Consider the following 14034-nt stretch of genomic DNA (forward strand, 5'->3'; position numbering starts at 1 on the left):
GCGAGCGGCCGATAACCCGGTCAGGAAGACACCACAGGGCGACATCCGCCTGCACGGAACATCGAGGACGACATGAGCAGCGCACAAGACGTAGAAGCCATGGCCAAGGCCGACACCGCTCCGTATGTGACCTTCAGCCTCGCGGAGGAAACCTACGCGATCGATGTCCTGCAGGTTCAGGAGGTCCTCAAGGTCACCGAGATTGCGCCGGTTCCCGGCGTTCCGGATTACATCCTCGGGATCATCAACCTGCGCGGCAATGTCGTGACCGTGATCGACGCGCGGCGGCGCATGGGGCTGGACGATCGGGAATCCGACGAGGCCTCGCGGATCGTGATCATCGACGTGGACAACCAGAACGTCGGGATCCTGGTGGACTCGGTATCCGAGGTCGTGCGGATCGCCCCGGACGCGGTCGAGCCGGCGCCGGAAGTCGGCAACGATGACAGCAGCCGTTTCATCCAGGGGGTCACCAGCACCGAGGAGGGGCTGACCATCCTGGTGGACCTGAACAAGCTGCTGTCCGACGAGGAGTGGGCGCAACTGCGCGAACTGTAGCGCGGGCGTCGGGTCCAACTCCCTGAACAAGCGGGCCATTGGGTGCAAGCCGGGAGGTGAGCCATGGTCGACGAGTTTCAGCCGGATCGTACGGTCCGGCCCGTGCATACCACCGTTCCCGGTCGTCGTCTGAGCGACGATCACGACCGCGACCCGGTCTTTCGGCCCGCGGTGCGTCCGACCCAGCAGCGCCCGCCCCGCAAGGAAGAGCGCGGCAAGCGGCGGGGTCTGATCGACGATTACGCCTGACACCTGCGTCCGCGCGCGCCGCTGCGAGAAATCCGCAAACCCGGGCTGATCACGCTCCGGCAATTGCGCTGCGCTGGTCAGGCGCCCACGATTCACGCGACAATCACCGGGCCCGGTATTCAGGAGAGTGCGCGCAATGGGAGAGGGAATGGTGATCTGGCTGGTCGCGCTGATCGCGCTGCTGGCGACCATCGTGGCCGCATTTTCCGTGGGGCTGGTGATCCTGCTGCGGCGCCAGCTCGCCGCCCTGCGCCAGGACTATCAGCGCCAGGCCACCTCGGTGATGGCGTTGCAGGGGGCCATGAAGGCCCTGTCCGAGGGTGTAGCCACCCATGGCCAGGCCCAGGCCTCCGTGCAGCGGGCCCTGGAACGCCTGCATGACCAGCACAGCGAGTTGCGGGCCCGCGAAGGGGATAGCGGTGCCTACGAGCAGGCCATTCGTCTGATCCAGCAGGGCCTGGGGCGCGAAGAGGTGCGCCGGCGCTGCGGGCTCACATCCACCGAGCTCGACCTGCTTTTCAGCCTGCATGGGACCGGCACGGCGGCGCCAACGGGTTCTAGCGGGCGTTCATGATTCCGGCTCGGGCCCGCCGCCCGAGCGTCCCCGGCTGCGCGATGCATCCCGATAGCCACCGGCGCGGTCATCGGGGGTAATGCCCGCCAGGAGAAAGACGAAGGCGAGAATCTCCGCCACCGCCACGTACAGTTCCTCCGGGATCTCGCTCCCGACGGGGATCTGCGCCAGCGCCTCGCTGAGGGCCGGGTCCTGATGCAGCGGGATGCCGTGCTCCTCGGCGATCCGCAGGATGGCCTCGGCGGTGGCTCCCGATCCACTGGCCGTGATCTTCGGCGCCCGGCGCCGATCCCATTCCAGCGCAACTGCCCGCTCGGGCGCCCCGTCGCGCCCGGCCTTCCGCTCTCCGGTGTCCCTGCGTGCCACTGTTCAGGCCTGCTCGTCGAGCATACGGTGGGTGCCCGGCGGCCGCGGCTCGGGGTCCACCTCGCCCTGGCGGACCGACAGCCCGGTGACCGTCAATTCGCGCTCGTCCATGCGTTCGCGCAGCCGGGGCAGTTCCTGCCGCAGGCGCGCGACCGTCTCGGGCTCACTTGCGGTGAAGTGCACGTTAACGCCTGCTGTGCGGGCGGCCGCTGCCACGCGCATCGGTCCCAGGTCCCCGATATCCAAAGTCAGCACGATCGACCAGGGAGGTTCCGGCTCCTCGTCGGTAGGCGACTCGCGCTGGATCTCGCCGAAGACGCCGTGGACGGCCTGCTCGCTGCGTAGCGGCAGCTCGAAGAACCAGCGGCTGTTCCCGGGTTCGTCGCTGGCGAAGGATTGCAGCGACTGGAGCTGCAGGGAGGTGACGCGCTTCAGCAAGCCTTCCAGCAGCCCCGTCAGCGCTGGCAGGGCGGGTGCGTTCGCTGGCGTCGCGGGGGCCGGCGGGGCCGTCGCGGGGCGGGCTTCGCCTCCCTGGCGGAGCTGATCGGCCGCGCGCAGCAACTGGGCCTTGAGATCGGCGGCCAGGGGATGGGCCGAGCCCTGGCCCCGGGCCGCGAGCCCCAGCATGGCCTCCATCCAGAGCCCGGATTGCTGAACCTGCTGGCGCAGGCTTTCCGGCTGTGACAGCTGTGCCGGCGTCGGGAGGAGATCGACAAGACGCTGGAGCGCCGGCGGTAGCGGCGCCATCGCACCGGTGGCCTGCGTTGGCGCTTCGCCGCGTGGAGCTCCGCCGGCGGGTGGTAGCAGCGCCTGCAGGGTAGGGCCCAATGGACGCGCCCCGGGGAGGTGCTGGCGGAGTTCCTGTCCCAGCCACTGTTGAGCGGGATTGGCCGACGGGCCAAGCCCGGCGGGTCGCGGGCCGGCGCGGTCCAGCGTCAGGGGTAGCAGACGCACCTCCAGGCGCGGCTCGGTCCGGGTGATCTCGGCGAGCATCACCGGCGGGCCCGAGCCACCCGCGGGTCGATTCACCAGTGCATCGGGCAGGGCGCCGGCCAGTTGTGCCGTCACCAGCGCAGGGCTCGCCGTAGGTCGCGCTGCCGCTCCGGCTGTCCCCGCGGTGTTCGCACCGGCGGTATTCGCACTGGGTCCCAGACGCAGGCGCACGCTGCGATCCGGGAGGACATCCAGCACCCGAACCTCGATACGGGCCCCAACCTGGAGGCTTGTGGCTTCACGACTCCCGGCACCCCCAGTCAGAGTGCCGGGGGATGTCCAGCCGGGGATTCGCGGGCCGCCAAAGTCGACCATGACCACTTCCTGAGTTTAAAGGCTCAGCATCGCACACCGCGGGGCCGGGCATGAAACGAATCCGCCGGCGCATTCCGGTTTGGTATCCTGCGTGTTTTGATGATCGGGATGACGATGGAGATGGCGAAGATACGTGTACTGATGGTGTGCCTGGGCAACATCTGCCGTTCGCCCATGGCGCACGGGGTGTTCGCGGCGCGCATCCGCGAACACGGGCTGGAACCCGCGATCGAGGTGGACTCGGCCGGGACCGCGGGCTATCACGTGGGTGCCAAGCCCGATCGCCGCGCAAGCCAGGAGGCGCGTTCGCGCGGCTACGACCTGGATGATCTGCGCGCACGCCAGCTGGAGCCGGAGGACTTCCTCGAGTTCGACTACATCCTGACCATGGACGACGCGAACTACCGCAACGCCGAGGCGATTCGTCCGCCCGAGGCGCGGGCCGAGTTGCTGCGGTTTCTGGACTTTGCCCCGCAGTTCGATGAACACGAAGTCCCGGATCCGTACTACGGCGGAGACGAGGGCTTCGTGCACGTCATGGATCTGGTGGAGGCGGCCGCCGACGGGCTTCTGGCCCACATCCGCGAGCGTCACACGCTGAAGGCCTCCTGAGCCGACCCCGGGACCGTAACGCCTGATCGCGATGATGGGAACGGGTCCGGGGATAGCGGAGCCGGACCCACAAAGAAAGGGCCCGCCGAAAGGCGGGCCCTTTTCGATTGGAACCGGCTGGTTCCGTTCAGTCGTTGCCCTTGCGCTCCGTGTCGCCGGCCGTGGTGTCGGCCGGTTCCGGGGCAGGCTTGGGCGTCGAGACGCGTTCGGCCTTTGCCTCGTCGGGCTTCGACGGGGCAGGGGCAGAGGATGCGGCGGCTTCGTCGCCGGACCCTTCCGGGGTCGGTTTCGAGCGCGCGCTCTTCGCCGTGGCCGGTGCCTCGGTCGGCTCCTTCGGCGTGGCTTCGCCCGGGTCCGGGGTCGCTTCGCCGGCTCCCGTCTTCGCGGCACCACGCGGCCGACGCTTGGCCGGGGCCGGGCTGTCGGCCTCCGGTTTCGGTACCGCCTCGGCACTGGGGGCGGGCGCGTTTTCCGACTTTTCCGGTTTCGCTACGCCCTGGCTCTCGCTGGAGGCCGGGCTCACATCCCCGGTCGGGTCGGCATCGGCGCCGGGCTTGCGGCCGCGTCCACCGCGGGTACGACCCTTGGCGGACGGCGCATCCGGCGCACTTTCATCGCTGTCCGCTTTCGCCGGCGCTCGCTCCGGTGCAGCGTCCGGCGAGGCGGGGGTCGATTCGGTTTGCGGCTGCCGACCGCCCCCTGACGGGGCGTCCCGGGGCTTCCCGGAGGCCGGGGCGGAATCGGCCGGAGTCGGCGCGTCCCGACCGGACTCGGTGGCGTCTGCATCCCCCGACGTGCTCTGGGTGCCATCGCCCCCGGTGTCGCCGGCATTGTCACCGGAGCGGCTACGGCCACCGCGACGACGGCCTCCACGGCGGGAGCGGCGGGACCGCGTACGCCCCTTGCTGCCGTCGTCCTCGTCGGATTTCTCGGGGCCCTTGCCCGCGGGGGCACCGCCGGTGTCGCCGGTCGCGGGTTGATCCTGATCTCGCGCAGGCGGCTTCTCCGCCGGCTTGCCGTTGCCCTTCTTGTCACCGGCGGTCTTGTCAGCAGTCTGGCCCTCGGGGCCCCGGCTCTCGGCCGCGGGTTTGGTCGCATCGCGGCCCGGACCCTTGTCGGCCTCGCTGTCCTTCTTGCCGCCGCGCCGCGAGCGACCCTTGCCGCCATCACCCTTGTCGGACCTGGCGTTATCGGACTTGGCGCCATCGGCCTTGTCGGGGCCGCCCTTGCGCCCATTGCTGCTGTCGCCGCGTTTGTCGCCGGACTTGCGGCTGCCGCTGTCGGCCTTTTTCCGGGAACCGCCGCGCGCGCCGCCACCCTTGCCGCCACGGTCGCGGCCGCCTTCCTTGCGACGACCTTCCGATTGTTCCTGGTCGGATGCGGGCGCGGCATTGGGGAACAGCGAGGACCAGATACGGGCAAAGAATCCCGGCTGTGTGACCGGCTCCGACGGTTCGGGGGCCATGGGTGCGGCTTCGCTGACGGGGGCGGGCCCGGTCATCTTGACACCCTGGACCAGCGGCTTCTCGACCTTGCTGCGGCGCTCCTGATGCGGATCGCTGTCGTCCTCGACGATCTCCACGAGTTCGTGCGAGCCGCGATCGCTGATGGTCTCCTCGCGTTCGTCACCGCGCACGCGACGGACCTCGAAGCGCGGGGTGAGGTACTGTGGGTTCGGGATGATGCTGATGTCGACCTGGTGGCGACCCTCGATGTCGGTGATCGACTCGCGTTTCTCGTTCAGCAGGAAGGTGCCCACGTCGACCGGGACCTGGGCCATGACGAGCCCGGTCCGGTCCTTCATGGCCTCTTCCTCGATCAGCCGCAGGATCGACAGCGCCAGGGATTCCACGCTGCGGATCTGGCCGTGGCCCTCGCAGCGCGGGCAGGTGTTCTGGCTGGATTCCCCAAGGGAGGAGCGCAGCCGCTGGCGCGACATCTCCAGCAGTCCGAAGCGGCTGATGCGCCCGACCTGGACCCGGGCGCGATCCATCTCCAGCGCCTCGCGCAGGCGGTTCTCGACCTCGCGCTGGTGCTTGTTGGCGTTCATGTCGATGAAATCGATCACGATCAGGCCGCCCAGATCGCGGATGCGCAGCTGCCGCGCGACCTCTTCGGCCGCCTCCAGATTGGTGTGGAAGGCGGTCTCCTCGATGTCGCCGCCCTTGGTGGAACGGGCGGAGTTGACGTCGATGGAAATCAGGGCCTCGGTGTGATCGATCACCAGGGCGCCGCCGGAGGGCAGGGTGACCTCGCGGTCGAACGCGCTCTCGATCTGGCTCTCGATCTGATAGCGGTTGAACAGCGGGACCGGGTCATCGTAGCGCTTGAGCTTGCGCAGGCTGTTCGGCATCACCAGGCGGACAAAGTCTTCCGCCTGCTGGTAGACGCCGTTGTCATCGATGATGACCTCGCCCACGTCGTTGCGCATGTGGTCGCGCAGGGCGCGGATGATGACGTTGCTTTCCTGATGGATGAGTGCCGGGGCCTTGGCCTTGTCCGCGGCCTCGGTCACGGCGGCCCACAGGGCGGTCATGTAGTCGAGGTCCCATTGCAGCTCCTCGGTGCTGCGCCCGACGCCGGCGGTACGGGCGATTACGCCCATGCCTTCCGGCATGTTGAGCCCGGAGAGGGCATCGCGCAGGGAGGCGCGATCCTCGCCTTCGATGCGGCGGGAGACGCCCCCCGCCTTCGGGTTGTTGGGCATCAGGACCAGGTAGCGGCCCGCGAGGCTGATGTAGGTCGTCAAGGCGGCGCCCTTGTTGCCGCGCTCTTCCTTCTCGACCTGGACCAGCAGTTCCGTGCCTTCCTTCAGGAATTCGCGGATCGGCTTGTCACTGTCGGCGGGGGCGCCAACGGCGGTATGGGCAATCTCCTTGAACGGGAGGAAGCCGTGGCGATCAGCCCCAAAGTTGACGAACGCGGCCTCCAGGCTCGGTTCGACTCGGGTGATCTTGGCCTTGTAGATATTGGCCTTCTTGCGCTCTCGCGAGGGCAGTTCGATATCCAGGTCGTACAGCCGCTGGCCGTCGACCATGGCGACACGCAGCTCTTCCGGCTGCGTGGCATTGATCAGGATGCGTTTCATGCAATGGACTCGGTAGGGCGTCCTGGCGTCCGGCGGGGAACCGCGGGACCCCGGGTGCGGCGATCGAGCGGCGGCACGGCAACGCTTGCGCACGCGTGCTCGCAGCGGCGGCGCGTAGCGAAAGCCAGCGCGCCAGCCAGGTGTTCACCAGCAACCACGGGATCAGTCGCCTGCTGGAGGCGGAGCCGGGGAGACAGGACTGGGTTAGAAGAAATAGCGTCACAGTGTCGCTTTGCGGCGATGGCCCTTCGACCGGGAGCTGTCGAAAGCTCGTGGGTCGAAGTGGCGGGTGATTCGAGGCGCGTTGCCGGCAACTCGCAGCAACGTACCGTGCGCCAATGTAGGGCATAACCCCCCGTATGGGCAAGTTTTTTCGGCCGCGGGAACGCCGCGTGCAGTAGCCCGGGAAGCGCCGCTCCGGTAGCATCCCGCGCCATGAATGCAAGGCGTGAACCCTCCGGCCCGCGCAGCTTCCGGGTCACCGAGCGTGGTGACGGGCAGCGGCTCGACAACTTTCTGCTCCGCGAACTCAAGGGCGTGCCCAAGGGGCTGATCTATCGCCTGGTACGCCAGGGCGCCGTGCGCGTCGACGGACGCCGGGCCAAGGCCCACAAACGCCTGGCGGCGGGCAACGAGGTTCGCGTGCCCGATCTCGATCGGCCGGAAGCGGCCGCCTCGGAGATCCCGCCGAAGGTGCTGGATCGACTGCGGCGGGCCATCATCCACGAGGATGACGACCTGCTGGTGCTGGACAAGCCCTCGGGCCTCGCCGTGCACGGCGGCAGCGGGTTGGCCTTCGGCATTATCGAGGCGATGCGCCAGTTGCGGCCGGATACGGAGCTCGAGCTGGGCCACCGCCTCGACCGCGAGACCAGCGGGTGCCTGTTGCTGGCGAAGAACCGCCCCGCGCTGCAGGACTTCCACGCCGCACTCCGCGAGGGCCGGGTGGAGAAGCGCTACCTGGCGTTGCTGGTGGGCCCGTTCCCGGGTGGCCAGCCCATCGAGTGTGATGCCCCGATCGCCAGCGGCCGGCAGGATGACGGCCGGCGCCGGATGCGCGCCGGCGGGGAGGCCGGGGATGACGGGCCACGGGCTCGTGCCGCCCGGAGTGTCTTTCAGCCGCTGGAAGTGTATGGCGCGTACCAGCTGGCGGAGGTGCGGATCGGGACGGGGCGCACGCACCAGATTCGCGTGCACGGCCAGGCGATTGGCCACCCGGTGGCGGGCGACCACGACTACGGCCTGCCGGATGCCAACCGCCACCTCCGCAAGCAGGGCCTGAAACGGCTGTTCCTGCATGCCCAGGCGCTGGCCTATCAGTCGGCGGACGGCGAGCGGCATGTGTTCTCCGCACCGCTACCGGACGAGCTGTGCGAGGTGCTGGCGCACCTGGATGCCGGCGCTGGGGACGACGCATGAGCATCCCGCTCCTGCCGCCCGGCGACGCGGACCTGCGTCTGATCGTATTCGACTGGGACGGGACCCTGATGGACTCGCCGCGCCGCATCGTCCACTGCCTGCAACGGGCAGCGGTCGCGACCGGCGCCCCGGAGCGCGACGAGGCCAGCCTGCGCAATATCATCGGGCTCGGGGTGCAGGCGGCGGTGCAGGAGCTGTACCCGGGCGCGGACGAGGCATTCGTTCACCAGTTCACCGCCGCCTACCGCGCCTGTTACCTGGAGGCTGAAGATGCCCCGGAGACCCCGCTGTTCGCCGGCGTGCCCGAGCTCCTGAACTGGCTGGATGCGCGCGAGGTACTGCTGGGTGTGGCCACCAGCAAGTCACGCCGCGGCCTGGACCAGGCGCTGGAGGCAACCGGTCTGGCGGGCTACTTTGTGGCGACCGCCACCGGCGACGAACACCCGTCCAAGCCGAACCCGGCCATGCTCCGCTGCGTGATGGAGCGGGCGGGTGTGAAACCGGGGCGCACGCGCATGGTCGGTGATAGCGTTTATGATCTGGAAATGGCACGCCATGCCGGTGTGCCCGCGGTGGGGATAACCCACGGCGTACATCCGCCACAGAGACTGCAGGGCGCGAAGCCGCTGGCCCTGCTGCCGAACCTGGCAGCGCTACTGGAGGCCTTCCGGCAGGCCGAGCGAACAACCTGAACAAGGAACCACGATGGGCTGGGCGAACGAGAACAAACCGGGCTGGGAACGCGAGACCCTGGAGAAGCTGGTCCAGGCACAGGTGATCGAGCAGCGTCGGGCCCGGCGCTGGGGCATCTTCTTCAAGCTGCTGTTCTTCTTTTACCTGGTCGCGCTGCTGATCCTGGTGCGCGGCGGCGACATGGGCCTTGCCGGCCTGTTCGAGACCGAGCGCGAGCCCTCCGAACACGTGGCGGTGGTGGAGGTCGAGGGTCTGATCGCCTCCAGCGCGGCGGCCAATGCCGAGGATATCGCCAAGGTCCTGAACGAGGCGTTCGAGGCCAAAGGTACCCAGGCGGTGATGCTGCGCATCAACAGCGGGGGCGGCAGCCCGGTGCAGGCCGCGAACGTGCACGACGAGATCCTGCGGCTGAAGGAGAAGCACCCGGATATCCCGGTGTATGCGGTCATCGGGGACGTGGGGGCCTCGGCCGCCTATTACATCGCCGTGGCCGCGGACGAGATCTATGCCAGCCAGGCCAGTATGGTCGGCTCCATCGGGGTCCGCATGGACAGCTTTGGACTGGTGGACCTGATCGACAACATCGGGGTGGAGCGCCGCCTGTTCACCGCGGGCGAGAACAAGGGGTTCCTGGACCCCTTCCTGCCGCTGGACGAGGGCCATGTGAACCACCTTGACGGCGTACTGCAGGGCGTGCACCAGCAGTTCGTGGACGTGGTGCGCACCGGGCGCGGCGATCGCCTCGTGGAGCGGGACGACCTGTTCAATGGCCTGATCTGGACCGGGGACCGGTCGGTGGAGCTGGGCCTGATCGACGGGCTGGGCACTGACCGGAGCGTGGCCCGGGACGTGATCGGCGTGGAGAAGCTGGTGGTGTTCAAGCCGCGCCGCAGCCCGCTGCAGTTGTTGTTCGAGGACCTCGGCATGGCCGCCTTCCAGCAGTGGATGACCTGGGAATCCACGCCGCAGTGGCGCTGACCGGCCTCGGGCGCGTCAGGTCTCGTCGATGCGGGTGACGCGGGCGATCATGCCGATCACCGGGTGATCCAGGTAGAACAGGTCATCGCCGGAGTTCATGCGCTGGCTGCCGCGCACCGTGATTGCGCGTGGGGGGCGGTCATCCAGCGGCTCCTCGACGTGGTAGATGAGGTCGGTCTCCAGGTGGAGGAAGCGTCCCACCCAGATGCGCAGGCGGCCCTCCAGCTCGAAGCGCTCCTCGACGGCTTCGGCCAGCGGGCGGGGTGACAGGCCGCTCGCATCCCCGAGGGCATCGTGCACCCCCAGGCGCCGCCCCTGCTGGACCCGCAGCCAGGGGGCCGACGCATGGTCGCGCCCGGTCTGGTCCCAGGCGAGGCGGGCGATGATACGCCCGGCGCCGGAATCCTCCACGCGCCGTACCACCCGCTGCAGTTCGAAGCCGCGGCGCGAATCCCGGTAGTTCCGCCCACCCAGCTCCGATTCGCCGAACAGCGGTTCGCGCGGAGCCGCGAGCTCCATCTGCAGCCGCCGGCTCTCCTCTGTGCGGTGCTCGAAGATCACCAGTTCGATGCGGTACCGGCGCCCGGCCTGGGCGAGTACCGGGCCACTCAGGCCGACCACGGGCAGTGCGGCCAGTCCGGTCAGGATCCGGCGACGCAGGGGATTCGGGGCGAGGAAGGTGTTCTTGGGCATTCAGGCGGCCTGCTGTTCGGGGCTGATGGTATCCAGTAGACGCAGAACGGCCTGCGCCCGGGCCTCCAGTGTCTCCATTGGTGCGAAGAAGCGGAAGGCCTTCTGGCCGTCCAGTTTGTACGCCTGCGGATCGGATTGCACCAGCTGGATCAGGGCCGCGATGTCCAGATTGGGACTCGGCCCAAAGACCAGACGGCCCCCGGCCGGTCCCAGTTCCAGCTTGCGGATGCCGAGCGGCGTGAGCTTCAGGCGCAGGCGGGCCGCCTCCATCAGGGCCTTGGCCGGGGCGGGGAGCAGGCCGAAGCGGTCCACCAGTTCGACCTCCAGCTCGCGCAGGGCGTCGGCAGAGGCGGCGCTGCTGATCCGCTTGTAGAGGATCAGCCGGGTATGCACGTCGGGTACGTAGTCGTCCGGGAGCAGGGCCGGCAGGCCCAGCTCGACCTCGGTGCCGGTGGCCTCGGGCCCCTCCAGCTCCGGGATCTTGCCGGAGCGCAGGGCGTTCACCGCGCGGTTGAGCAGGTCGTTGTACATCGAGAAGCCGACCTCGTGGATCTGCCCGCTCTGTTCATCGCCCAGCAGTTCGCCAGCGCCGCGGATCTCCAGGTCGTGGCTGGCCAGGGTGAAACCGACGCCCAGGTCTTCCAGCGAGGCAATGGCCTCCAGACGCTTCTTCGCGTCGGCGGTCATGGCCTTTTCCGGTGGCGTGATCAGGTAGGCATAGGCGCGGTGGTGCGAACGGCCGACGCGCCCGCGCAGCTGGTGCATCTGCGCCAGGCCCAGCTTGTCGGCACGGTTCATCACGATGGTATTGGCGGTGGGGACGTCGATCCCGGTTTCGATGATCGTGGTGCAGACCAGAATGTTGTAGCGCCGGTGATAGAAGTCGAGCATCACCTGTTCCAGCTCGCGTTCGCGCATCTGGCCGTGCGCGATTCCTACCCGCGCACCGGGCAGCAGCTCCTGCACGCGCTGGGCGGTGCGCTCGATGGTGTTCACCTCGTTGTGCAGGAAGTACACCTGGCCGCCCCGACGGATCTCGCGCAGGCAGGCCTCCTGGATAATGGCGTCGTTCCATTCGTTGACGAAGGTCTTGATCGCCAGGCGCTCGCGCGGCGGGGTGGTGATCACCGACAGGTCGCGCAGGCCGGCCAGGGCCATGTTCAGGGTGCGCGGGATCGGGGTCGCGGTCAGGGTGAGCATGTCCACTTCGGCGCGCAGCTTCTTCAGCGCCTCCTTGTGGCGCACGCCGAAGCGCTGTTCCTCGTCAACGATCACCAGTCCCAGGTTGGAGAAGTCGAGGTTGGCCTGCAGCAGCTTGTGGGTGCCGATCACGATGTCGACCTTGCCGTCCTTCAGGCCTTCCAGCACCCCGGCCTGCTGCTTGGCACTGCGAAAACGCGACAGGGACTCGATGCGGACCGGCCAGTCGGCGAAACGGTCGGTGAAGTTCTGATGATGCTGCTGGGCGAGCAGGGTGGTGGGGACCAGCACCACCACCTGCTTGTTGTTCTGCACCGCGACGAACGCGGCGCGCATCGCCACCTCGGTCTTGCCGAAGCCGACATCGCCACAGATCACGCGATCCATGGGCCGGGTATCGGCCATGTCCGCGAGGACCGCGTCGATCGCCTGTTGCTGGTCCAGGGTCTCCTCGAACGGAAAGCCGGCCGCAAAGGCGTGATATTCGGCCGTGTCGGTCGCGAAGACGGTGCCCTGTTTCGCCGCGCGCCGGGCGTGGATGTCCAGCAGTTCCGCGGCCACGTCGCGCGCCTTTTCCGCGGCCTTGCGGCGCGCCTTGTCCCATTGTTCGCTGCCGAGCCGATGCAGCGGGGCGTGCTCGGCGTCGGCGCCGGTGTAACGGCTGATCAGATGCAGCGAGGAGACCGGCACATAGAGCTTGGCGCCATCGGCGTATTCCAGGGTCAGGAACTCGGAGGGCTGGCCGTTGAAGTCGAGGGTCTGCAGCCCGAGGTAACGGCCCACGCCCTGTTCCTCGTGTACCACCGGGGCGCCGATGGTGAGGTCGCTGAGGTTCTGCACAACCGCATCCGCATCCCGGGTGCTGCGGTTGCGGCCGCGGGTCTGCCGGGCCCGTTCGCCGAGCAGCGCGGCCTCAGGGGCGACCGCGACGCCATCGGGCAGGACGAAACCCTCCCCGAGGGCGGCGACGGTCACGTGCAGGCCCGTCCCGGCATCCAGGAAGGCGTCCCAGTTCTCCACTGGATGGTGCGGGACGGCCTGTTCCCGCAGCAGGGTCAGCAGGGCCTCGCGCCGCCCGGCCGATTCCGCGGTGAGCAGGACTCGCTGCTGCCCCTCGATGAACGCCTTCAGCCGCTGGGCCGGGTCTTCGCGACCCTGCTGCATCCCTAGTTCCGGGAGCGGGTCGCAGGTGAACGCGATCTCGGCGCCACGGTCCGCGGGAAGTGGTGCGGCCGGGTGGCCCATGGCCACGCCGGAGTGCACGCGCAGGGCGTTCCCGAGCTGGTCGATATCCAGATAAAGCCGCTCCGGCGGCAGCAGCGGGCGATCGTACTGGTGGCTCAACTGCTCGAAGCGATCGCGGATCTCCTGCGCAAACTCCTCCGCGGCGCCGGCGATATTGCCGAGCTGCACCACCTGGGCCTCGGGGCAGTAGTCGAATACCGTGTCCATGCCCTCGAAGAACAGTGGCAGGTAGGCCTCGATACCCGGCGGGACCAGCCCCTCGCTGATGTCGCGGTAGATCGGGTGCCGGGTGGGGTCGCCGGCGAACTGAGCCCGGTAGCGTGTCCGGAATTCGCGGATGGCCGTATCGTTCAGCGGGAACTCGTGGCTGGGGAGGATCTCCAGGCGCTCGACCTTTTCGGTGGAGCGCTGCGATTCGGGATCGAACTGGCGCAGGGAGTCGATCTCGTCATCCAGGAACTCGATCCGCACGGGCTCGTCGGCACCCATCGGGAACAGGTCCAGGATCTCCCCGCGGGCCGCGAACTCGCCATGGCTGATGACCTGCTGCACGGCGTTGTAACCGGCCTCGGCGAGATTCTCGCGCAGGGTCATGCGATCCAGCCGCTGGCCGGTCTGCAGGGAGAGCCCCTGACTGGTCAGCCAGTCGCGCGGCGGGAGACGCTGCATCAGGGTGGAGACCGGCATCAGCACAATGCCGCGTTCCAGACCGGGGAGGTGGTACAGCGTGCGCAGGCGTTCCGAAATGATGTCCTCGTGCGGGGAGAACACATCGAACGGCAGGGTTTCCCAGTCCGGCAGGCGCAGCAGCGAAAGGTCCTGGTCGCCGGCGAAAAACTCCCATTCCTCCTGCCAGCGGTCGGCGGCCTCGTTGGATTCCGTGATGACCAGCAGCGGGCGATCGAACGCCGCAGCATTGCGGGACAGGGCGAGGGTCGCCGCCGTGGCGTTGAGTCCCGACCAGATCTCGAAACCGGAGCCGGGGAGGCGGCCGGGCTGAAGCGGATTGCGCCGTTTTTCGGACATGGGCCTGCGGATCGGGGCTGCGGAA

12 protein-coding genes are annotated in these 14034 nt (G+C 68.5%); 7 read left to right on the plus strand and 5 right to left on the minus strand.

The genetic code is table 11. The features are described from left to right. The first annotated feature begins 99 nt into the window (after positions 1–99). From F614_RS0100630 to F614_RS0100640, 3 genes are all read left to right on the plus strand, one after another. Positions 100–558 (plus strand): chemotaxis protein CheW, encoded by a 459-nt coding sequence (locus F614_RS0100630; RefSeq protein ID WP_018866270.1) that lies wholly within the window; start codon positions 100–102, stop codon positions 556–558. Positions 559–621: 63 nt separating this feature from the next. Continuing rightward, positions 622–807, plus strand: a complete 186-nt coding sequence (locus F614_RS0100635; protein ID WP_018866271.1) for a hypothetical protein — start codon at positions 622–624, stop codon at positions 805–807. A 148-nt stretch (positions 808–955) separates the two neighbouring features. Beyond that, positions 956–1381 (plus strand): DUF2802 domain-containing protein, encoded by a 426-nt coding sequence (locus F614_RS0100640; RefSeq protein WP_018866272.1) that lies wholly within the window; start codon positions 956–958, stop codon positions 1379–1381. Here the strand turns inward: F614_RS0100640 and F614_RS0100645 are convergent. Then, positions 1376–1747, minus strand: a complete 372-nt coding sequence (locus F614_RS0100645; RefSeq protein WP_018866273.1) for an EscU/YscU/HrcU family type III secretion system export apparatus switch protein — start codon at positions 1745–1747, stop codon at positions 1376–1378. The two genes, F614_RS0100640 and F614_RS0100645, sit on opposite strands and share 6 nt — an antisense overlap. A 3-nt stretch (positions 1748–1750) precedes the next feature. Further along, on the minus strand, positions 1751–2815 hold the full coding sequence (locus F614_RS0100650) for a flagellar hook-length control protein FliK (RefSeq protein WP_019558019.1): 1065 nt from the start codon (positions 2813–2815) through the stop codon (positions 1751–1753). 360 nt (positions 2816–3175) lie between these two features. Here F614_RS0100650 and F614_RS0100655 point away from each other — a divergent pair, with 360 nt between their 5' ends. Further along, the gene (locus F614_RS0100655; protein ID WP_026280845.1) at positions 3176–3667 is read left to right on the plus strand and encodes a low molecular weight protein-tyrosine-phosphatase; all 492 of its coding nucleotides are present in this window, start codon (positions 3176–3178) and stop codon (positions 3665–3667) included. A gap of 127 nt (positions 3668–3794) precedes the next feature. On the opposite strand, the gene F614_RS0100660 is transcribed toward F614_RS0100655, so the two are convergent. Next, positions 3795–6755, minus strand: coding sequence for an Rne/Rng family ribonuclease (locus tag F614_RS0100660; protein ID WP_019558020.1), 2961 nt, complete (start codon positions 6753–6755; stop codon positions 3795–3797). 435 nt (positions 6756–7190) lie between these two features. On the opposite strand from F614_RS0100660, the gene F614_RS0100665 reads away from it, so the two are divergent. Genes F614_RS0100665 through F614_RS0100675 form a run of 3 tightly spaced genes read left to right on the plus strand, consistent with a single transcriptional unit; the run spans position 7191 to position 9845 of the window. After that, positions 7191–8174: an RluA family pseudouridine synthase gene (locus F614_RS0100665; protein ID WP_019558021.1), complete on the plus strand. Its 984-nt coding sequence runs from the start codon at positions 7191–7193 to the stop codon at positions 8172–8174. Then, positions 8171–8866, plus strand: a complete 696-nt coding sequence (locus F614_RS0100670) for an HAD family hydrolase (protein WP_019558022.1) — start codon at positions 8171–8173, stop codon at positions 8864–8866. The genes F614_RS0100665 and F614_RS0100670 overlap by 4 nt, the downstream gene beginning before the upstream one ends. A gap of 13 nt (positions 8867–8879) precedes the next feature. Continuing rightward, positions 8880–9845, plus strand: coding sequence for a S49 family peptidase (locus F614_RS0100675; RefSeq protein WP_018866279.1), 966 nt, complete (start codon positions 8880–8882; stop codon positions 9843–9845). 15 nt (positions 9846–9860) lie between these two features. Here the strand turns inward: F614_RS0100675 and F614_RS0100680 are convergent, their stop codons facing one another. Next, positions 9861–10538 carry a CsiV family protein gene (locus F614_RS0100680; RefSeq protein WP_019558023.1) on the minus strand — a complete coding sequence of 226 codons (678 nt, stop codon included), beginning with the start codon at positions 10536–10538 and terminating at the stop codon, positions 9861–9863. Next, the gene (gene mfd, locus F614_RS0100685; protein WP_019558024.1) at positions 10539–14009 is read right to left on the minus strand and encodes a transcription-repair coupling factor; all 3471 of its coding nucleotides are present in this window, start codon (positions 14007–14009) and stop codon (positions 10539–10541) included. Positions 14010–14034: the final 25 nt, after the last annotated feature.

The organism is Thioalkalivibrio sp. ALE12 (assembly GCF_000381105.1).
Classification (GTDB): Bacteria; Pseudomonadota; Gammaproteobacteria; order Ectothiorhodospirales; family Ectothiorhodospiraceae; genus Thioalkalivibrio.